The organism is Marinobacter sp. SS5-14b (assembly GCF_030541005.1).
In the GTDB taxonomy this organism is placed as follows: domain Bacteria; phylum Pseudomonadota; class Gammaproteobacteria; order Pseudomonadales; family Oleiphilaceae; genus Marinobacter.
In genome coordinates this window covers 439,274-460,306 of sequence record NZ_JASSVM010000003.1, presented here as the reverse complement: position 1 = coordinate 460,306, position 21,033 = coordinate 439,274, and the positions used below count along the sequence as shown (strand labels likewise).

The 21,033-nt window shown below is 55.4% G+C and carries 15 protein-coding genes; 2 read left to right on the top strand and 13 right to left on the bottom strand.

Annotated features, from left to right (window positions below):
• Positions 1 to 121 precede the first annotated feature (121 nt).
• Both QPL95_RS09705 and gloA read left to right on the top strand, forming a co-directional pair.
• Positions 122 to 1,030: a DUF1853 family protein gene (locus QPL95_RS09705; protein ID WP_303290782.1), complete on the top strand. Its 909-nt coding sequence runs from the start codon at positions 122 to 124 to the stop codon at positions 1,028 to 1,030.
• Between the two features lie 37 nt (positions 1,031 to 1,067).
• Positions 1,068 to 1,508: a lactoylglutathione lyase gene (gene gloA, locus QPL95_RS09700; RefSeq protein WP_303290781.1), complete on the top strand. Its 441-nt coding sequence runs from the start codon at positions 1,068 to 1,070 to the stop codon at positions 1,506 to 1,508.
• A 27-nt stretch (positions 1,509 to 1,535) separates the two neighbouring features.
• Here the strand turns inward: gloA and QPL95_RS09695 are convergent, their stop codons facing one another.
• The 13 genes from QPL95_RS09695 to QPL95_RS09635 form a co-directional block, all read right to left on the bottom strand.
• Positions 1,536 to 2,384, bottom strand: a complete 849-nt coding sequence (locus QPL95_RS09695) for a DNA ligase (protein WP_303290780.1) — start codon at positions 2,382 to 2,384, stop codon at positions 1,536 to 1,538.
• Between the two features lie 47 nt (positions 2,385 to 2,431).
• Entirely contained in the window at positions 2,432 to 3,007 is a 576-nt protein-coding gene (locus tag QPL95_RS09690; RefSeq protein WP_303290779.1) for an AAA family ATPase, read from the bottom strand.
• On the bottom strand, positions 2,994 to 3,407 hold the full coding sequence (locus QPL95_RS09685) for a hypothetical protein (protein WP_303290778.1): 414 nt from the start codon (positions 3,405 to 3,407) through the stop codon (positions 2,994 to 2,996). Before QPL95_RS09685 ends, QPL95_RS09690 begins: the two co-directional genes overlap by 14 nt.
• Positions 3,408 to 3,605: 198 nt before the next feature.
• A complete protein-coding gene (locus QPL95_RS09680) occupies positions 3,606 to 4,733 on the bottom strand; it encodes a hypothetical protein (RefSeq protein WP_303290777.1) in 1,128 nt (375 codons plus the stop codon).
• A gap of 152 nt (positions 4,734 to 4,885) precedes the next feature.
• Positions 4,886 to 5,224, bottom strand: coding sequence for a hypothetical protein (locus tag QPL95_RS09675; protein WP_303290776.1), 339 nt, complete (start codon positions 5,222 to 5,224; stop codon positions 4,886 to 4,888).
• 32 nt (positions 5,225 to 5,256) lie between these two features.
• Complete coding sequence (locus QPL95_RS09670) at positions 5,257 to 6,381, bottom strand: hypothetical protein (RefSeq protein ID WP_303290775.1); 1,125 nt, start codon at positions 6,379 to 6,381, stop codon at positions 5,257 to 5,259.
• The gene (locus tag QPL95_RS09665) at positions 6,378 to 9,917 is read right to left on the bottom strand and encodes a toxin VasX (RefSeq protein ID WP_303290774.1); all 3,540 of its coding nucleotides are present in this window, start codon (positions 9,915 to 9,917) and stop codon (positions 6,378 to 6,380) included. The genes QPL95_RS09670 and QPL95_RS09665 overlap by 4 nt, the downstream gene beginning before the upstream one ends.
• 16 nt (positions 9,918 to 9,933) lie before the next feature.
• On the bottom strand, positions 9,934 to 10,731 hold the full coding sequence (locus QPL95_RS09660) for a DUF4123 domain-containing protein (protein WP_303290773.1): 798 nt from the start codon (positions 10,729 to 10,731) through the stop codon (positions 9,934 to 9,936).
• On the bottom strand, positions 10,731 to 12,803 hold the full coding sequence (locus QPL95_RS09655) for a type VI secretion system Vgr family protein (RefSeq protein WP_303290772.1): 2,073 nt from the start codon (positions 12,801 to 12,803) through the stop codon (positions 10,731 to 10,733). Before QPL95_RS09655 ends, QPL95_RS09660 begins: the two co-directional genes overlap by 1 nt.
• Positions 12,804 to 12,986: 183 nt before the next feature.
• On the bottom strand, positions 12,987 to 15,020 hold the full coding sequence (locus QPL95_RS09650; RefSeq protein WP_303290771.1) for a YCF48-related protein: 2,034 nt from the start codon (positions 15,018 to 15,020) through the stop codon (positions 12,987 to 12,989).
• Entirely contained in the window at positions 15,017 to 16,507 is a 1,491-nt protein-coding gene (locus tag QPL95_RS09645) for a toxin-antitoxin system YwqK family antitoxin (protein ID WP_303290770.1), read from the bottom strand. The genes QPL95_RS09650 and QPL95_RS09645 overlap by 4 nt, the downstream gene beginning before the upstream one ends.
• A gap of 30 nt (positions 16,508 to 16,537) precedes the next feature.
• Positions 16,538 to 18,913, bottom strand: coding sequence for a hypothetical protein (locus QPL95_RS09640; RefSeq protein WP_303290769.1), 2,376 nt, complete (start codon positions 18,911 to 18,913; stop codon positions 16,538 to 16,540).
• Between the two features lie 59 nt (positions 18,914 to 18,972).
• Positions 18,973 to 20,976, bottom strand: a complete 2,004-nt coding sequence (locus QPL95_RS09635) for a YCF48-related protein (RefSeq protein WP_303290768.1) — start codon at positions 20,974 to 20,976, stop codon at positions 18,973 to 18,975.
• Positions 20,977 to 21,033 lie beyond the last annotated feature (57 nt).

The following is a 21,033-nucleotide window of genomic DNA, read 5'->3' as shown; positions in this document are numbered from 1 at the left end:
TCACCCCTCCGTGGGTATCTGGATAAATTCCGGGCCCATTATAGAGACCGATATCGCCGAATGCCTCCCCTTTCTCAACGTTCAACGCCAGAGTGTGAGGCAGATAGGGTATCCTGACCTGATGAACACATTGCGCGCGCCACAGAACCTTCACCGATTCAAAACACCGGCCATACGCCATCTTGCCTGGCTGTGTGAAGCACCCCAGTTGTTGGCATCACCACTCACGTTCTATCCGGCCCGGTTCCTTCCTGAGGATTATCTTTCTGTACTCACACACTGGGACACCCACCCAGAGTCCGTTCCCGAACGCTTGCTGACGGCCACGGAAAAGCGCCTGGGGCACTACTTTGAGCGCCTGTACGAAGTCATGTTGAGTGAGCTGATGGGCTGGCCAATCCTTCTGAAAAACCAGCAAATACGTAAGGACGGCCGAACCATCGGGGAACTGGATTTTGTGGTAAGAAATCCACAATCGGGAGAACTTGAACACCACGAAATCGCCATCAAATACTATCTAGGCGTTCCCGATCCGGACGGGCCTACCTGGTGGTATGGCCCCAATGCACAGGATCGGCTTGACCTGAAAACCGGCCACCTGCTGTCACGCCAGAGCCAATTAGCGCAGCGACCGGAAACCCAAAGTGTGCTGGCAGAACTTGGCATCGACGATACCGCCAGGCCGCGCATTTTCATGCCCGGATATCTGTTCTATCCTGACGAGCTAAAAGTTACGTTACCCGATACCGTACCGGACAATCACCTGACCGGGCAGTGGTGCTACGCCAAGCACCTGGACGCACAGGACACAACACGCTGGGTGCCGCTGAACAAGCCGCACTGGATCGGGCCCTGGAGCCAGGCACAAGAGCCTCAGGCCGACGAAGCCCGGGCCGCCATTCAACGGGTTGAAGACCGCGGAATTCCGGCCCTGTTTGCAGAAACAACGTGGCACCCCAAGTTACAATGCTGGGCAGAACACGACCGCTGGTTTGTCGTGCCCCATGGCTGGCCACAACAAAAGAGCTAATGCTTGAGAGCACATCCTCACCCCACAGGAGATCACCATGCAATATCTGCACACCATGATCCGGGTCAGCAACCTGGATGACACACTCCACTTCTTCTGCGACCTGCTCGGCATGGTCGAAATCAGCCGGAAAGACAGCGAGCAAGGCCGCTTTACCCTGGTTTTCCTGGCAGCCCCTGAAGATGAGGCCCGGGCACGGGAACACAAAGCCCCCATGATTGAGCTCACCTACAACTGGGACCCGGAAGAATACACAGGCGGTCGCAACTTCGGGCACCTGGCCTTCCGCGTAGACGACATCTACGCCCTGTGCGAGAAGCTACAAACCCATGGCGTGACCATCAACCGGCCACCAAGAGACGGGCACATGGCCTTTATCCGCACACCGGATGGCATTTCGATTGAGCTGTTGCAGAAGGGAGAGGCGCTACCAGTTCAGGAACCATGGGCGAGCATGGGAAATGTGGGGAGCTGGTGAGCCTGGCTCACCAACCATCACGGGACACTAGATATCCCGAACCCTCAGAAAACTGGCAAACCGGGGTAGGCCCGTGGCGGTCAATCCCCGGTACCGAAACGTAATGATGGTGCCGGGCTTTGGCGGACGCAGCCTGTCCTCCTCCGTGAATCCTGTGCCGATACGAAACTCCCGGCCGTCTTCCAGCCTTACTTCCAGAGACCCCATCATGCCACGGTACTTGCCCTTGCCGGGAAGAATGGCAACCACCGTAGCCTCCGTATCCGCATGAGTTTTCACTTTCAGCAGATCGTCAGAACGCCCTGCCAGGTAGTGACTGGCCTTGCGCTTGAGCATCAGCCCCTCTCCGCCCGCCGCAACCACCCGCTTCAGTTCGGACATCAGTTCGCGGTGACTCTCGATCGCGTACTGTTCAACCAGCACCAGATAAGGCGATTCAGAGGCCTCAACGATGGAAGCCAGATCCCGGTACCGTTCATCAAACGGTACATCCGGCACGGGAAGGTCAAACACGTGGAACTGCACCTCCCGCCACTCCCGCGCCACCGGTTGAGCCTTGCGCACAACACCTGACAGCTCGGCAAATCGCCCACGCCCGTTCCAGAGTTCGCCGTCCAGTGGCTGCGCCGGGAACTGCTCCGTAAACCAGTCCGGAGCCGCATACACATGACCACCCCGGGACCAGAGTTGGCTGCCGTCCCAGTAGGCTCGTACGCCATCGAGCTTTTCACTGAGCCAGTAGTCAGCCAGATTGATTCCCGGGTGGTAGATATTGGCCAGGGGGATGGCTGGGGGACTTGCAAGTGCCTGGCCGGCGGTGAGGTACAAAACTGCTGTAATTAGCAGGCTTCTGGCCTGCACGAGAGGACTTGCCATTCCTTGGCTCCCTTATCTTGAATTCGTGATCTTGAGTTTTCGTCTCGTTAAAACCTGATCAGAGTCTCAGCCCATTCAGGTAGTACGTCCTGACACAGTATCCAGTCTGCTCCGCGAAGCTCAGCCACCCGCAGGAACGGTTTTTCGGCGCTCGAGTTGTCGACGAGGTAGAGTTCATCCACCAGGCCAATGCTTGCCTTCACATTCTGCAAAGTACGAGGGATGCGCGTTTCGATTTTCTTCTCGGGAACACCATGGCCTCCCGACTTCACCCGAGTAGAGACTCGCGCCTTATTCAACTCCACCAACTCCAGGTGAAAATAAACCATTCGAATGCGAAAACCTGCGGCTTTGGCAGCGCCCAGGAAGTCCACCTTTGATGGGTGGGAGAACACCGTTTCAAAGCAAAAGCTGGCGCCTTCCTCCAAAAAACGAAATCGCTCCTTTTCTGCGATCAAGGCTGCCGCATAACTATGCTTCTCTGGCTCTTCGGGCCATAGGCTTCTGGCAATGTTATCTGCATTGATAAACGGCAAATTCCGGCGAGCAAGGAATCGCTCATAAAAGGTCGACTTGCCGGAACCATTGCCACCAACCAGTAACCATAGTTCAGGCTGCGTCATCTCGATCATTCAGTGCCACAAAAGCGCCATTTTTGAAAACACCGGTTTGCCGGGTGCCGTCGGGATAGATCGCCTGTAAATAGCCTGGTTTATCAGGCGAACACTGATACACGGTACGATTGTGAGCGATCGCTTTTGCCAGCTCACCCGATTCCCGGGCTGCATCTACCTCGGCCCATAAGTCATCACTGGATACCGGCTCCGGAACCAATGGTTCCACCCTCACCCGGCGATTGCCCTGAGCGATAGAGATCAGGTCCTCTGCCGACACTTCCCCGGCCACAATTTTGCCTATCTCCGCCCAGTATTCGATCTGCTTGGGTGTAGAGCGCCGCTGAAGCTGTGCCTCCGCTGAGGCTTCGCGAACCAGCTTGTCATCAATTCGAATTGCTGTTGCCATGATGCCCTCCTGCAATGATTGCCACGGCTGGTGCATACAGATTACTACAGGCGTTGCATTTTGCAACGGTTGGCAAATTACCGAGATGACAACTTCCGCTATTCAAAGATGTAGTCTCCACCTTCGTCTTTCCTCACATCCAAAAACCCCATGTGAGGAAATAGGCGAACCTTGCGGCAATCTACAATCCTTGTAACATCAAATTGGCCAAGCACCCACAGGCCTTTGCTTACGGTATTCTTCCATCGATATTTTGCCTAGCTGCGGAGTCAGCTTGCAGGTTCGGCCATCCCAGGGATAACTGGTCTGGCGCCGGTGAACCTCAGTCCAGCCCTCACCCTCTTTCCAGGCCTCCAGATTCAGGTCACGCCAATACCTTGGATTACGCCCCGTTTTTTTGTCGTATTCGGCGGTGACGGGGTCCAGGAGACGGAAGGGCTCAAGCCGTGGGGTATCGGGCAATGGTTGCGTCACATCCATGTAGGTCTGGAGCATGTCCCAGGTTGCCAGCACTTCAAACTTACTGGGTTCGATGGAGCTGAACGCGGTGTTGTGAAAGGATTTCTGGGTGTAACGATGCACCAGGATCAGCCGATAGAACACACCACTTTGCTGGATCACCCTATCTACGTAGGCATCGAACTCCACAAAGGGGGCTTCAAAAAAACGTCTACCACCCATGGCCAGTCGGACTTGACCGGTGATCCGGTTAAACTCGCTGCAGCCGTCCTCTAGCGTTTCGTCTAGTTTTTTATTGATGGTCTTTTCGAAGGGCTTGAGAAGGAATCCAACACCGGTACTCATGAGCCAGTTGGTAGTGGGACGAACAACCCAAAACGAGAACAACAGCCACGCTGGCACCAAGATGAATAGCAGTAGTAAATGCAGAAAAGCAGGAAAATCATACGATTCAGTTAGCTGCACCACTCCCCAAACAATTGAACCCAAGCCCCCAATTATTAATGTGAAAACCCAAATCAACGGCAACAAAAGAACCAAAAATTTAAGGCTTAACTTTTCATTCAGGAATCGAATCCGCTGGTGATCCCACCACCAATCTTTGGATATAAATTCCGGGTCAGTTTTCTCATGATCCTGAAGCACTTCAGCGTCTTGAATTGTGCTCAGATAGGGGATAATGCCCGCATAGGTGCCAACAGGCTGAAGATCCTCGCCAATCCGCGTGCGCTCTTTGGGCGATTTCGGCAAAGGACCAATCTCAGTCGCCCGAAAGGCAGCAGCCTCAAAGACGGAAACCTGATGACAGGCAGGCTGAAGATTCCCACCGACTCGTGGTTTGCTTGTTAAAGGTTCCGAATCGTTCAAATTTTATCCCGATAGTCATATCTCAGATTGGCCATGCACCTTTCGGGCGTTTTGCCGGTACGCTTCCATAGAGATCTTGCCTAGTTGCGGCGTAAGCGCCCATGACACTTTGCCATCACCATCCCATGAAACAAACCTGAGCCAACCACTGCTCACTCAACTCTGTCTAAGTTGAGTTTGCTGTTACTGAGGCTGGATACCAACACTGTGGACACCAGAATGACGGGTATCGCAACAAAATAAGTCGGAAAGCCAGCGTCACCAAAGATGTTTATTAAGGCCACAATCGCAACGATGGCCGCGCCAATCGTCAAGGCAAACACCGAAAGCTTTGCGTTGCGCTCTGAGTTTGCGTCAGGTGTGATCTTCAGCATGGCGTCGCACTCGCTGCAGGGGAGCGGCTCCGATCTTCCAAGCTGCTCCAGGTCCTCTTGTGATAATTGAATGGTGTTGTTACAGGCTGTACAGATTGCGTTTATAGCCGTGGTCATAATGTCTTCCTTGATGATGATTTAGTCCCTAATCATAGGTTCGATGCCTGCGGCACTCGATCCTCTTCACTGTACACCTCAGCAAACACCTCATAGGGCAAGCGCCCTGGATTGGCTCGCTGCTTCTGGCGTACTTTTTCACTCAGCCGCATCAGCTCCTCACTCGGCTTTGCCGATTGCGCTTCCGGCAGCGGTTCTGACCAACGTTGGACAGCCTCCGGGGTTGCCCGGCGGTTCAGGCGTTTCAGTTTACGAACTTCCCATTCCGTCAGGTGGTTGGGCAAAGTCCACAAGGTCAGCAGGTGGTAGCAGTACCAAAAGAACGGGTAGAACCAACCCACCTCGCCTTCGCGACGACGGCGACGCATTCGCTCACGGGCATTGTAGAAGGTATGGACACCTTCCCAGGGCGGGTCGCCGGGCTTTTGTAGTTCCAACGGGTCCTGAATCTCCGCCAGGCTGTTTACCTCGTATTCCATATAAGCCCGCAGCGCTTCCCAGGTGCTGATGGCCAGGGGTAGCCCCGCCGACATCAGCTCAAGGCTTGTGCCTTTGCCGGTCTTCGGATCCGTACCCCCAAAGCCAAAACCAAACTGACGCTGGACACCATACTGGGTAACCCCCTGGGCCTGAACCACCCAGGCTTGCAGCTCCTCCCAGGGCACGATGACAGGCGTATCCGAATCCGACGGCACCAGGCAGACTTCCCGGCGTTGGCGATTGAAGCGGGTGGGGACGACTCCCCGGAGTTTGAAGTAGGCTTGCACACGTGGGGAAAGGGCTATCAGCAAGATAGTGCCCCCCCCAACCACGCTCAGCTTTGCCCCAATCAAGAAAAACTGACCAAACAATCCAATACCATCCATCAGGCCATCGCCGATTGTTAAGCCTCCGAAAAACATCAGCACAGGGAGAACAATGCACGACAGAACAACAACCATCATGGGCATCGCGAGAGTTAACTGCCAGCCAAACACATTCGGTGTAAACGCCCCAAGTTCCAGATATTCGTCCGTAACCTCCGCCACAATATGGCTGTGATCAACGGGGGGCAAACCGGTGGGCAACGGAAGTGGCGAAAGATGGTTCACCTTTCCGCTTTTGAACGTGTCAGAGTTGCCTGCTCTGGGTGCCTTGGTATCTGCTATTTTCGTCATGCAACTGCCTCAATGGGAACAAATGGCCAATCGAGTTCCCACCAAACTGCTTGCTCAATCGGCGCCTCCTGAACCGGCAACAAGGGAAACTCGCTATCCGGCTTGATGCGCAGCATGTAGACACTTCCGGTGTAACGCTCTTCGGTGTGCAAGGTCTCTATCTTTACCATCAAGGCCAACTCGCTGGTCTCGCGTCCATGTTCGGTTTTCTGGTGTTTGGGTGGGTAGAAGCCAACTCGAAGAAAATCTGCCTGCTCGTTCACCCACAGTGTTTCCGACAACGGCGCCATTGCCCTAACCCAAGTCTCTGGGTCCCGGGAAAACATCCACCAACTCGCTTCTGGCTGAACAAGCCAGCAAGCGAGTGAAACCTTGCGGGGTGGTGCCCCTGTAATTGGCTTTTTCAAGGCATCTGCAGGCAAACCATAACAATTCAGGTAGAAACCCTGACGGCCATCTTCATTGTCCTCCGCCCGCGTTAGTGTCAAAAAATCGCGGGTTCTCTCCAGCGCCGCCAAATAATCGTCAATAAGATGATCCTTTCTCTTTCGTGGGTCATTGCTCCATGGCGTGCTACTAATCCACTCATCAAGCTGACTGCGAGTGTTGTAGTTGTAATACCACGTAGAACCGAGCTCGATTACTGTAAATGCCAACCCAAACAAATTAAGTCTGGCAAACAACGAAGCCAGCCGGGGGCCAGTAGCGGCCCAAGCTGTCGCGCGAGCCTTGGCAACATCACCACCAAGCGTTTGTGCAGCTTCCCTGCCGGCAGAAGCTACTTGCGCCCAAGCACGCACAGAGGAAAACGCTCCTACCATATTAGTAGCAGCTAAACCACCACTTCCGATCATTGCAGTAATCGCAGCATACTCGGCCTGCTGATTACCGGCTTTCACCGCATCCAGCCAATTACTGCGATGTTTATTGATGCTGAACCCTGAGGCTATAAAGCCCGCCACATATGCAAATCCGCCCAGAAAAGCATGCATTCTTCCCATCTGGGCGTGAACACCTTTTAGCTCTGCGCCCTTCCAGGCATTTGCCAATTGCTGAGCCCGTGCATTGAGTGCTGAATCAACAAATCCTTGCGCACACGCAAGCCCTGCAGCAGAGCTACCCCAGAACGCTTCAACGAGTGGCAAAGCAGAGCGTCGGCCACTACCAAAAGCATTCTCGCTTTTCAAGAATTCGTCAAAAGCACTCCAAAAATTCGCTAACTGCACAAAAAAGATCGCAACACCTATCGCATCCCCAAGCGCGTTCGCTGCCGGGACCGCTGGCGAACCTCTGCGTACCGACTGCAACATCCTTCCAACTTCCCGCTGATCAGCGGCGGCAGATAAGATTATCGAAACCGCAGCCTTACCGTTTGCGGCATCCGGCGGAGCAAGGGAGATTCTTGGATCTGATTCATCGATAGGGCTCAATGCTGCAGCAAGGCGCTCACCCAACAAGCGCTGCTCATCCCTTAGCGAATGGAACTGGTCGACCAACTGCTTCGCAGTCTCGGAACGATGACCATGTGTCGACTTCACCTTATCATGCTCGGAATTTACATCTGATATTTTCTCGTTCAACTGCATTATCTTGTGGAGGTTCACCTTGAACTCTTCCAACTCGTCAGCAGACGCCAACCGGAACTCAACTTGCCCGCTCCTTGCAGCATCTAACAACTTTCCCTTAAGGAAGAAAGGCAAGTTTCGAAAAATCTCATCAAGGGATGGCATTCGATCAGCATCCAATCCGCGATAGAGTTCCTCCATAGTATTCGCAATGCTGAGCGAGATCGCCGGCGATAAGGCATCACCGATTGCTGCCGCGCTGAGCCTTATCTCTTCTGACATAGCTTCCAGCGCGGGTAAACGGCCTGCTTCCGCCGTAGATAGAGACTCACCGTACTCCTTTGCCTTGGTTACAATGCTATATCCGGCCGCCATGATGCTGGCATAGGTAGTAATCAGTTCTGCACTCGATGCCTGGTCGGCCAGCGACAGCGTATAGAACATCGGCCGGCTATACTGTGGGTTCTGTTCCATCCACTCAGCTATCTTTTCCGCTGTCTCATCCGTGCGGCAGAGATCTTTCAAACATTGATATTCGAGCATGAGTGACGTATTGACCTGGCCCTCATTCTCCGGATCAAAATACCAGGCCGCCTTCTGAAAACGACTCTCAGTAACCAAGTTTGTTCTGTCTTCGGTAATTAATGCCAATTCGGACTGCCAGCGCGCCAGCTTCTCGCGTTGCGTTTGCATAAATTCATTCATGCGCGGACGGTCGATCAGGTCGTTAATTCCCTGCTTACCAAATCCGACGCCGTTCAAGGTATTCTTGAGATTGGTATTGTGTTGCTTCTTAAGGCGCTTGATCGCTTCAAGATGTGCATCTACAAAGCTTTGCTGCGCACCCGCCAACGCCTGGCGTGTGTAGTAGTCTTCCGTCTCTCCATTCAACCGGTCAGCTATTTCCAGATAATTTGAACGGTTTGCACCTTTACGAATTTCATCAAGCTGTGCCTGAAGTTCTGGCGGATGGGGTTGCGTCGTCACACCGATACCATGGCCATCGTCACTGTCGGTATTTAACCAGTCGGTTAACGCGGCGATCGCTTTCTCTTGCTCGTCTTGCGGCAGTTCATCCAGGCTTGAAACCATGGCTTGAACATCACTGTCGGAATGACTTCTCATCAAACCTACAACAGCTGCGTCGTCCATAACGGTAATGGACTCAATGATTGTGCCGAGCATGTAATCTCGTTCAACGCTTCTCGTTCCGTCTGGGCCTAAAGTCCATGCTTCAAGCCAACCAACAACATCATTCTGATGTTGAGCGAGGTCGAGCATAACCCCGACGTCATCACGGAGCACGATGCAAAGGCAATCACTCGGGTCTTCGATCTCCTGCTGACTAAGCAGCTTACCGAGCCGAGTCTTATGGTAATAGGGCTGATTTTCCCAGAAATAAGCCTCGTATTCCTGAGGGTTTCCACCATCTGTCATTTCCGGCTCAAAATCCTCAGCAAACTCCGCAACCCACTGGTTGGCCTGATCCAAAGTCAGCAGATGCTCCCCCCCGGAAACTGGAGAAGCATTCCGCAAGTCAATCTTTTGCATGAATTCCGGCCGTTCACTCGGGCTTCCCAGCACCTGCGCCTTTTTCTTGTCTGTCAGGCGTACCTCAGAAAAGCACACATACAAAATATGGTTGAGCGGGTACTCGAGTTTACCTTCATTATGTCCGGATAGTGCCCCGTCCTCGTAGACATACTCATGAAGACTTTCTGCCCCCTCATCAAGGATGTAAATGTAGCCGTCCCTGATAAGCCGATACCCAAGAGCACGGGATTTCAGCTCATAGGGCATTCCTGCAGTCTTCCCTTCAGGCGGAACTTCTACCCTGCCATAACGAATGGGAAGTAACTTAACGGTTGTGAGCAAAGGACAGCTTGCGGGTTGATTGCTTTCAGCCCCAGATAATTCCCAAGACTTGAGTTCATCACTATTACGATCGTTAGCTGGACGTTGTTTGCGCATCGTTATTCATCCATGATTATGTATGCGGAAGAAGTCGGTCGTTACGGTAACGATCCAATAAATACAGAAACTTATGACGAGGCCCAACATGTCCAAGTGAGCCGGCCTCTTCAATGATCTGATCCAGTTTCCTGAACGCATCTTCTATTATCGCCGGCCCACCAAGCCACTCCCTCACAGAGCTATCCAGCATCTCCCAAAGCGCCAAGTTGTCACGCCGGCGATTAAAAGCACAGAACGCAGCCTCTAACGCTTCGATATTTGTTTGAGCACTTTCTCTGTCTAGATCGTCTACAGTTCTATGCGGCTCTTGAATATGCCAAGTACCTTCGACCAGGTTCGGGCTGACAACTTGGGATAACAACTCCTGCGGCAAATCCCTGCCAGGAGTGATCAACCCTTCACCAATCACTCTGCGGGCCATTTCAGGATGAGCAATCCGGATTAACTCTTCACACCCGGGTACACGCTCAATTACGATAAGTTGGCGAAGATAGCCGCGCAGAGCATCAGGGCTATAATTCGTCACCAAAATATACCCCCACTCCTGGGCTGCGCCTCTTTCCACAAATGCGGCCAGCACTGGATCGCTCTCATCCTCCAACCAAACAATCCATGGGGCAAAATCACTCACCGGTTCCCAGCGGGTGCCAGCATACAAACACTCAGTTTTTGCAGCACCGCCGGACCACTCATAGATAGAGCGTGCAACATTCGATACCGCCACCCCATCCAGAATCAATGCAACAGTGCCATTGGATGGCCACTTGATGTGAGCGCAGGGAGGCTCAGACAATAAACAGACATCTACCATCAGGCTGGCCCCATCTCGCAGACCGCACATGTGGCGTTCCCTTTCATCAATGCCGCTTTCTGTGACTCAACATTGATTGGCCTGCGATCCAATCGCTGCGCAACATCCGGCAACACCACGGGGTCTGGATCTTCGGGCTGCTCACGATCCAAAGCGTGAGGTACAAGTGGCGCCTGAGCTTTAGCTCCACTCCCACTCCCCGGCGCCCCACCAGAATTAATCTTGATCCCCGGCCCACTCAACGTCACCCCACTCGGATCCAGCTTGATAAAGCTCCCCCCACCCGAGATAGTCAGTTCCACCCCCGCATCCAACACCACTTTCGCACCGGCTTTATGATGCACCTCGGTACCTGCTTCAGAGGCCATCGTTTGGGCGGTTTTCTGATGGAAGCTGCCTCCGATGTTCTGGCTGCAGTCGGCACCGATGGATATTCGGTTTTCGCCATCGGTGGTGCAGTGGTCGGCCGATTTTATGTGGCTGTATTGGTGGTTTTCGACAGTGTGGTGGCTGTCGTTCCTGATGACTTCGGTGCGGTTGTGTTCGGTGAGCAGGTCCAGGTCTTTCTGGGCGTGGATGTAGATCTGCTCTTCACCGGCTTCGTCTTCAAACCGCAGTTCGTTGCTGCCTTCACCCTTGTGGGTTTTGGTTTTCAGGGTGGTTCTTGTTTTGTGCTCCGGCAGCGCATAGGGCGGTGTGTTGGTCGCGTGGTAGGTGCGGCCGGTGATGATGGGCTGGTCCGGGTCGCCGTCCAGGAAGGATACGATGACTTCGTTGCCGATTCTCGGCAGGGCCATGAAGCCGTATTGGCCGCCAGCCCAGCCCTGGCTGACTCGGAGCCAGGCGCTGCTGTGTTCGTCGTTTTTCGAATAGCGGTCCCAGGGGAACCGGACTTTCACGCGGCCGTATTGGTCGCAGTGGATTTCTTCGCCATCCGGGCCGGTGACGATGGCCATTTGCGGGCCGTCCATGGTCGGCTTGTGGTCACACATCGGGCGCCAGGTTTTGTCGGCCGGGATGGCGGTGAATTCGTTGTGGTAGCTGGTGGGTTCACTGCCACCCTCTTCCTGCAAGGCCGTGGGCTGTTTGCCGGTGTGGGTGATGGCGGTGAGCAGCCATTCCCGGTTCAGGGCCTGGCTGTCGTGGTCCTGCAGGGTCACTTTGGCGCCGGCGGTGAAGTCGGCACGGTTGCTTTTGCCTTTGCCGAGGGCGGCGTCGTTTCTCAGGGCGTCCAGCTTCGACTGGGTGAAGGGCTGGCCACTGGCATCGGCTTTGTAGCGGCCGGGGTAGTCGTAGTGCTGGTAGTCTTCGCGGTGGTTGACGCTGCCGGCGCTGGTTTCGTGCATCAGGGCGTAGGCGGGGTTTTTGAAGGTGTAGTCTTTCATCGCCACAGAGGCGGCTTTGACTCGCTCTTCGTAGGCGAAGCTGAACACGCAGGCCTGTCGGGTGCTGCCGCCGGCCTGGGTGTTGCAGGCGACCGGGTCCAGTTTGGGGGCATCGCCGTGGTGGTCAGCGATAATCAGGGCCGGTTGTTCTTCGCCGTCCACACTGCCGTGCTGGTAGCGGTAGTGCCAGCCTTCTTCGGCGGCCAGGCGTTCAACGAAGTTGAGGTCGGTTTCCCGGTGCTGGACGCAGTATTCCCGTTCTTCCGGGGTGCGTTTGAGGTCAAACACGGTGTCGATGATGCCCCGCTCTTCCAGCAGGGTGCGTACGATGGCGTCGGTGCTTTGGGTCTGGAAGATGCGGCTGTTGTGCATCAGGGCCAGGCGCCACACGGGAGGCTGGATCACCAGTTCATAATGGGTGCGGCGGTGGCCGGTGTTGCCTCGGGCAAACTCGTTCACGACACCGGTAAAACGGCGTTGGGGCTGGCCATCCTGCCACACCACCAGGTCCACCGGTTGCTCCAGAATGTCGGCTGGCTGAACGTCTGGATCGGTGCTGGCCAGTTTCAGGCGGCCGTGAGACAGCGAAGACAGGCCTTCGGTGAGCACGAAACTGACAACAACAAAGTGATCGGTGGGGAATTCGCCTACACGGGCGGTGAACTGCAATCCGCTTGCCTGGGGCATGACTTCGATCCCTGAAGATTGGTGATTTGTATCTGACTCATCCTGAGCGAGGCCGATTATAACCTCACAACCCCGGATTACAAACCACCCTTCTTTGCGCTACTCCTCAAACAAAACCATAACTCTGGGGTCAGACCCCGATACATTTAGCCTCATCAAATGTCTTGGGGTCTGACCCCGTCTTCACAGTGCAGACCGTGTAATCCGGTAGGTGTTGAGGTTCAGGCTCGAATCCGTGTCGGCCAGTCCCCTTGCTTGCTCGAATTGAGCCAGCACCGAGTTAATCCGTTCTGCCACATTCTGCGCTCCGGACCGACCGATAACGACGGCTAACGGATTCACGCAGCTGGAACGCTCCCAAAGCAAATGAACCCCGCCTCGGTACCGTTCCTCATAACCGTCCGCCGAAAACCCTTTCCAGTTACCTTCACGCCAGGCCACCTTATTGTATTTTGCCAACTTGGCCACGGAGAAAACGTCCGCATCCAGGCGGGCGTCCGTGAGGTGATCTTCCAGGTAACTGGACAGTCTTACCGCCTCTGCCTGGCTGCAGTTACCTGGCTCACCGGCTTTCAGGCCGATCTCATAAATATACTGCGGTGGCGCGCCCACAGCTTTCTTGTCGTTCGTTGTATCCGGAGCGGTGCCGGGAACCTGATCGTAGAGCTTCTCTATGGTCACATACTCAAGCTGATCCATCGTATAGCCTGGCGAATGCTCGTCGAAGCCGGCCTGATAATCTTTGAAAAATGAAGCCAACGCTGCCGGTAGGTCACCATTCTGCTCTTTCGACAGGTCAACCTCAGCCTGCAGGATCATGGTCCTGGAATCTTCAGAGATAAAATTCCCGACCATTCCAGCCTGAAGCATGCGCCGCTCAAGATAGGGGCGTTCGTCTTCGTTGTAATCGTTGCGCTGGGAGACTACTCGATGATGGGTGCCGGTGCTCCGGTCGATAACGATGTGAGTGTGATCTTCGCTCCAGAGGGATTTTACACGAAACAATCCGAGTTCTCTCTGCTCCGACAAGTCCCGGTGCAGTTGGTGAATGTCGTGAAACACGGCGGGGGTCAGTACATCTTCAGTTTCCGATGTCGCAGAGACGCTCACGGAAACCCAGGCCGCCCTGTCCTCCGGCACCTCGCCAAACGAACGACGAAAGCTGCTGGTGGTCAGGCCCAGAAACTGGATCATTTCCGGTCGATGCAACAGCGCTTTCGTCAGCAGATACCCGGTGTACGGATTCGCTTCATCCATGCCGTCAAAGTGGTAGTCTTCGTCAACGAGAAAGCCCACCCCTTGAGCACCAGTCACCAACAGTCGCCCATTCTGCCCTTCGACCACTCCGGTCAATGCCCCCGGAGGCAGCTGCTCCTCCTGCAGAAACATCGCCTCTCCGACCTTGCGACGAGCGACCATTCCTTCGCTACCCACAAGTACCACGCTGCCGTCACCAAGTCGTGCACCGGCCAGGTAATTGGCGGAACTGGTGGCTTCAACTTCAGTCCAGGTGGCGCCGGCGTCCATTGTTTCCAAAACCTGCCCATGGGCACCAAATGCCAGAACTCTGTCACTCCCCAAATCGACCATGCCGAGAAGCGCTTTGCGGTCAGGCCCATACTTCCGGCTCCACTGATTTTCTCCCGGCGCCCGCACAAGTATCTCGCCGGCACCCGTCGCAATCAGGGCGTGACCACTGTCGAGCAACAGCGCGGCATTGTGGGCAGAAGGGTATCGCCCGGCTTCATAAACTTCGCGATACCAGCTCTCTCCGCCGTCCCTGGTGGCAAATATCAGGTTGTCATCGCCCACAATCAGCCCCATCTGGTCTTTGCCAAACGCAACGTCCATCAACGCTGGGCCCTGGTGCTCTTCAGTGGCAACATGGACCGGTTGCCAGTTCCTACCCCCGTTGGCGGTTTGCAGAACGACACCGTTGTGCCCTACAGCCCAGCCCCGCTTTTCCGATGCAAACTCAATCGCTGTCAACGTATGCTCAACGCCGGAACTGACCGAATGCCAGTTCGCTGCATTGTCATCAGAAAACCGGATAACACCCTCTTCACCCACCGCAAAAATGCTTTCACCGCTGTGTGCCAGCCCCATAAACACCCGTTGAGATGGCCCTGTCTGCTCGGCATCCGCAAGGCCAGAGGCCTGATACCCAACAACAGCGAGAGGAATGGCGAGCAGCAGTAAAATCAGACTTTTCTTCATCGGGTGATCATCCGTAATGCTGAATCTGAGGGTACATCCATGTAGAAGGAGCCTTCACCGACCTGCACACCGTTGTCATATTCAATGCTGAACAGGTGCTGACCGACATCTCCGGTTTCCAGAAACTCGCCGTGGGGAACGTCATCACGGTAGCTTCGTTTGTCCGTCATCCGGCCCGAGCGATCAAAGCTGTACTGGGCACCGTGGAGGGCACCCCGGCGATAGTGACCTTTCTCGATCAGCCGGCCACGCCGGGTGTATTCCAGGTAATCCCCATCTGGCTCGCCTTCATAGAAAGAGGTGACGATCCGGGTACCGGACTCTGTCACATGGTCCGCCGGGCCATGCATTTCCCCATGCTGGTAGGTGATAAATGCCCTGCGATTACCATCGGCATCAATGACCTCCATCAGGCCATGCCGCTTGCCGTTTTCGTAACGGGTTTCTTCCCGGCTGCCATCCCGCGCCACGCTCTGCCACAAGCCGGTTTTTTTACCGTTCTCGTAATCACCTTCAACCCGTTCCCCGGAGGACTCCTCGAAATAACGCCCGTTCAACACACCATCCACATAGTGCGCGGTTATGACGCTTCGCCAGTCCCTTTGGATGAACAGCCCCTGGTAACCCTTCGGCCCTTCCTCCTTGCGAGCAACGATATTGCCATCTTCGTCATACTCTTCCTCGAGTTCCCAGTCGGGCTTTTTGTGATACAGCTTCAGCAACTGCTCTGCCTCACCGTAGTCCTCTTCCCGCCGCTCAACTTCGTTGCCGCCATCATCCAGAACGCGAACCACATTGCGCTTTAGTGGCCCAAACTCGCGATAGGTCCGATCTTCACCTTCCGGTTCATGATGCTGGCCGACAAAATAGATCCGCTTCAAGGCACCACTCGGGTAGTAGCTCTTCTGAATACCCTGGCGCCGACCATTCGTATATTGCTCTTCCAGCACCAGCTGGCCGCTCAGGTACTCGGTGTATGCCCCGTCCTTTCGGTAGTTTTTCACCGTATAGGCGCGGGTAACCCGGCCCTCGGCGTCAAATTCCTGATAGTCGCCATCGATCAACCCACCGCCATAGTAGGTCACTTTTCGCTTTAGCTGACCGTTCGGGAAATACTCCTCAGACTCACCATGCTCAACCGGTGTAGACCGCCCGCAATTGCACACCTCATCGCGCGTGACGTAGTGGGTTTGCCGCGCCAGTTGCCCGTCGGGATAGTATTCCCGCACGTCACCAAGCAGTGCGTAGCGATTGAATTCAGGGGTGAGGGACTGGCCTTCCAGTGCCAGCTGACCGTCCGGATAACGCAGCACAATCCGGTACCTTTCTCCCTCTTGGACAAACGGCACTTCGAGATACTTTGCCCTGCGGTGGTCCGGGTCTGCTGCATCGAAGTAGCGCCCGTCTTCCAGCAGCCAGATGCGCTGACCGGCCTGAACAAACAGGGGGAAAAGCAGAAGAATAAAAACGAGTCGTCGGTTCATCATTACTGTGTCCATTACAAAGGTTCGGCCTGATCAGGGCAGCGGCGGGAACTGCACAGGCAGCTGTATGGATTCACGATGCACGCGGGCCGGATACCGCACTTCAGCCACGTCACCCCAGAACCGGAAACGACGGCCCACAGGTTGATCATCCATACTGAAATGGCCGTACACACCGTCAGTCAGCGGCTCCAGCGCCAAACCGTCTTTGCTGAACGCCATGAACGGAAGTTCGCTTCTCAGACCAAATCCTCTGCGCGCCCATTCAAGATTCTGGTGCAGCGCTTCAGACACCTCCACGGTGTTGTCATCCAGCCACCGCACTTCAGGATCAGAACCCGGAGCCGACGTTTTCATCTCGACCTCCGTTACGCAGTCCACCAGCACGTCAACCGCGAAATCATAAAAGAACGAGACACCGTGCCTTGTTGTCAGAAGACTCCCTTGCCTCTCGCCATAACTCTGATAAGAGAAATCAAGCGGGCTGCTCTGGTATTCCGGTGCACCGGCAACAGAGAGCTCACAACGGTCAGTCAGCCCATCGGGCAACCCAACACTGAGCCAGTTCGTGGCGAGGCCTCTCATGGATACATCGTCCGGGTGCAGCGACACATAGGGCAAATCTGACAAATGCTTGCGGTTGAGGAAGCGCTCACCAATGACCGCCCCGCCACTGAGAGTGGCGTCGGCCTTTCGGGCCACCAGTGTTCGGGCTTCCGTTCGGGTGCTGTGAAGGTAGACCGTCAGGGCATGAAAACTGGAACCTCCCGGCACTGAGATCTCGTAGAGCATCTCGCCACGGCGCTCCCGAAGCGGCTTCGCCAGAATCGCTGTGGCTACCTGGTCGGCGAACGGTTCTGACAACAGGCTGGGCGAGGCGTAATCATAGTCCTTGAGCAAGGCTTCCCTCAGTGGTTCAACAAGAGAGTGACTTGTTCTCGGAGTAAAGGCAGCAACCGGCTCTCCATTACGGTCAAGGGGCACCACACTGACCAATGGCTGGTCCTGGGGCAGAAAGCCTTCATCCCGGCTCATTCGGACAAGCGCCCGGTCGTGCGACCAGGAATCAACGGTCAGGGTGACTCCGGCTTCGGCCACATGGTGCTCGGTGTCCCCACGATTTAAAGTCAGGGTATACAGTGTATCCGGGGCGGTAACGCTCAGATCCACCTCTACCCGATCGACGAGTTCCAGCTGCTCACGGGTCAGGCCGTCACTCAAAAAGGGCCGCAGTCCGGAGCCCGTTGAAAGCAATGATTCATTCCAGGCGCTCGACAGGAACCACGGATTGACCTGTACTTCCTCCGAAACCGGTTTGCCCTCTTCATCAAGCAAACGCACCGCCATTGGCGCATGAAACTCAGCACTGGATAAGTCCAAACCGTGAGATTGGTAGTTCAAACCATACTTCTCGCCCGATTGTGCCGGGCCAAACCAAAGCAACGTTCTATCCAACCAGGCTAAAGACTCCTGCGGTGTGTGTTGACCAAAAGGCGGCAGGAAATAGTTCTGAAATAATTCGGTATCCGTCTTCAACTCATAGGAAGACATCGCGCGTTCTGCATTAAACCGGATACGGTCAAGATGGGTTACCGGGGTAATTCCGGTTTGCTCAAGGGTGATTCGACTGATCTGGGTCACCGGTTCGCCATCCAGTTCGGCATCCTCGGTAAACGTTGCCCCGGCCCTCAGGGGCCAGCCACTGTGCCGTTCAAGCTCGAGATAGCCCTCAACGCTTCGCGCCCCTTCGGCGTCACCCTCGCGCGTCCGGAACTTGAGCGTTACCGAATCTTCGTCGACATAGCTGACCTCATACCGCAACTCAGGCATCGTCACGCCCGCCACCTGTTGCGGCGGGGTGGTCCAGCTTGCGCCCGTGTGTGGTTTACTGCCAGCCAGGTCAACCAGATAAGGCGCTGAGATACTGAGGCCACGATGCAACATTTTTCGCGCCACATCCTCATCACTGCGCTCGGACCTCAAAATCGAAGCCAGGCGCGGGTCCGCGTAGGTGCTTTGCACCAACCTGCCGCTTTCAGACACCCGCTGCACAACACCTGAAGTCGCCAGGCCCTCCATCGCATTGGCGCCTGCACCGTAGGCCACGCCACCATTAGTGTTGAAGAGTTCGCGGCCGTGCCAGAAGAATCTGGTCCGAAGGGCACGGGAGCGAATCTCCGAGCCTCCGTCTTCCGGAACCTGGACATCGGTCCGGAGAAGACTGTTCATAACCAGTTTGCTCAGGGGCGCCAGGCGTTTCTCCCCGTCCCAGTATTCAACTCGCTCCGCCACATTAAAGTACCGAACGTCCCCCTCGGAGGGACGGAACGAGAGCTCCTCACGTGGATAAACAAAGTACGTTGCAGCGCCGACCAACAGAATCAGGCTACACACAACAAGAGCTCGCATTCGTCCCCTCCCTGGGAATCCATTCATTAATCTTCACCTGGAGCCGGAGGCTTCCAGGACTACAGTGCTGTACGTGTCACCCTGAAGGTGGAAAGTTCCAATTCACCCGCTTTGCCAAACTGCTCGAGCATCTCCTTCAGGTGGTCCTGCTGGTCACCCGCACCGTGTTTCCCGAACACCACCACCAGGGGATTCACGCAATAATCTACCTCCCAATAGCCGTAGACACTGCCGCCGTAGTCGTCGAAATCATCGGTGCTGTACCACTTCCAGTTTCCACGGTGGCGCACAATCCTGTTGAGCTTTGCAAGGTCCGACACCGCGAGTGCGGGGCCTGGTATCTTTCGGGTAGCAAGGTAGCCTGCAAGCTCGTCGGCAAGAACAAGCGCATCTTCTGTGCGGCCACAGCTGGAGGAATCGGAACTCGCGGTGCTGATCACATAGACGTACTCAACATCGGGCGTGGCGGTTTCATCATGACTCTGCGCCAGGTCCGCACTTTCGAGCCGGGCAAGCTCAACCGCTGCAACTTTGTAGGAATGCTCGTTACGGCCAGCCTCGACACCAAGACTTTTCAATGCCGAGAGAACGGTTGCGCGTCGGGTGTTATCCCCCTCTGCTGTGGCGTACCCCGGAATATCGACGAAGGCATTCACCGTCTCAAAATCGCTCGATATTACGTTTCCCAGCAAACCCGCACGGGCAATCCTCTGCTCAAGATACGGGCGTTCAGCGTCATCGTAGTCCGGCTTCTCATGCACAACTGGCACGCTGGTCAAATCACCGTAGGGTCCGTGTAGCATCAAGTAACTGTAAGTCTCAGGGTCCCATAGCGACCGCACATTACTGCGCTCAAGTTCGGGAGACGCCGCCACACGGCCGTAGAATTTACCAAGATCGTTGAAGACTTCCGGGGTAAGAACGTCGGCATCGGACGAACCGGCGCGCAAGGCCACCTCCACCCATTCAACGGCCCAATCGTCGCCAGCTGGCGAATACCTTGAAGAGCGTTTGGCAACAAGCTGAAGCACCTTTGGAAGCTCGGTGCGATACAGCAAAGACCGCGCAACCAGTTGCCCCGAGTACCCATCGGGGCCGGCGCCATCAAAGTAAAAAGCGCCATCCTGCTGGTAGCCCACACCCTGGGCGCCAGTTAGCACTAAACGGCCGCCCTCACCCTCCGCCACCGACGTCAGCGCAGCGACCGGGATGGGCACCTCCGGGAGGAACACATCTGCGCCCACAGCGCGGCGAGCGATAATACCTTCAGCTCCAACCAGCACCACCTCGCCATCCGCCAGCTTCAGCCCGGCAAAGTAGGCACCGCGGCTCGCGCTTTTCACCTCAACCCAGGTTTCACCAGCGTCACTGCTTTCCAGCACCACTCCATACTCACCAAACACCATCGCCTGGCGGCCACCCAAGCCCATCACGCCAAAAATCGATCCACCCCGGACTTCCTGCGTTTGCCAGGTCGTGTCACCCGGAGCCTTCCTCAGAATCTCCAGGCCACCGTACGTAATCAAAACGTGGCCACTGTCCAGAACAGCAACCGAACTCATGTCCGGATAATAAGGGCTGGCCCCGAACATTTCCCGGGCCCAGGTTTTGCCTCCATCCTGGGTGGCAAGAACCCATTCATCCGGCCCGATGACATAACCTTCGCCCTCTTTGCCGAACGCAATGTCGATGAACACCTGGTCTGGCTCTACAACACCGTCGAGACTGACCTTCTGCCAGCTACTACCGGCATCGTCGGAGTGTAACAACACCGCCCCGTGTCCGACGGCCCAGGCTTCGCGCTCTGAGGCAAACACCACGGCGGTCAGCATAACGTCGACAGCGGAGTCCACCACCTTCCAGGATTCGCCGTTATCATCGGATACCCGAATCGCACCACGTTCGCCTACCGCGATGAAGCGCGATCCGGCCCGGGCAATATCGGTATACACCTGTGTTGGCGCCAGTTCTGGAGCTTCTGCTGAAGGCTGGCTTGCCAGCGCTGCGCTCGCAAACGCCAGCAATCCAGTCAGGGCCAGCCTTAAAATCCAGGTTTTACGCATGAATTTCTTATCCTTTCACTGTCCTTGTTCGGAAACGACACCCGGCGTTCAACCGGC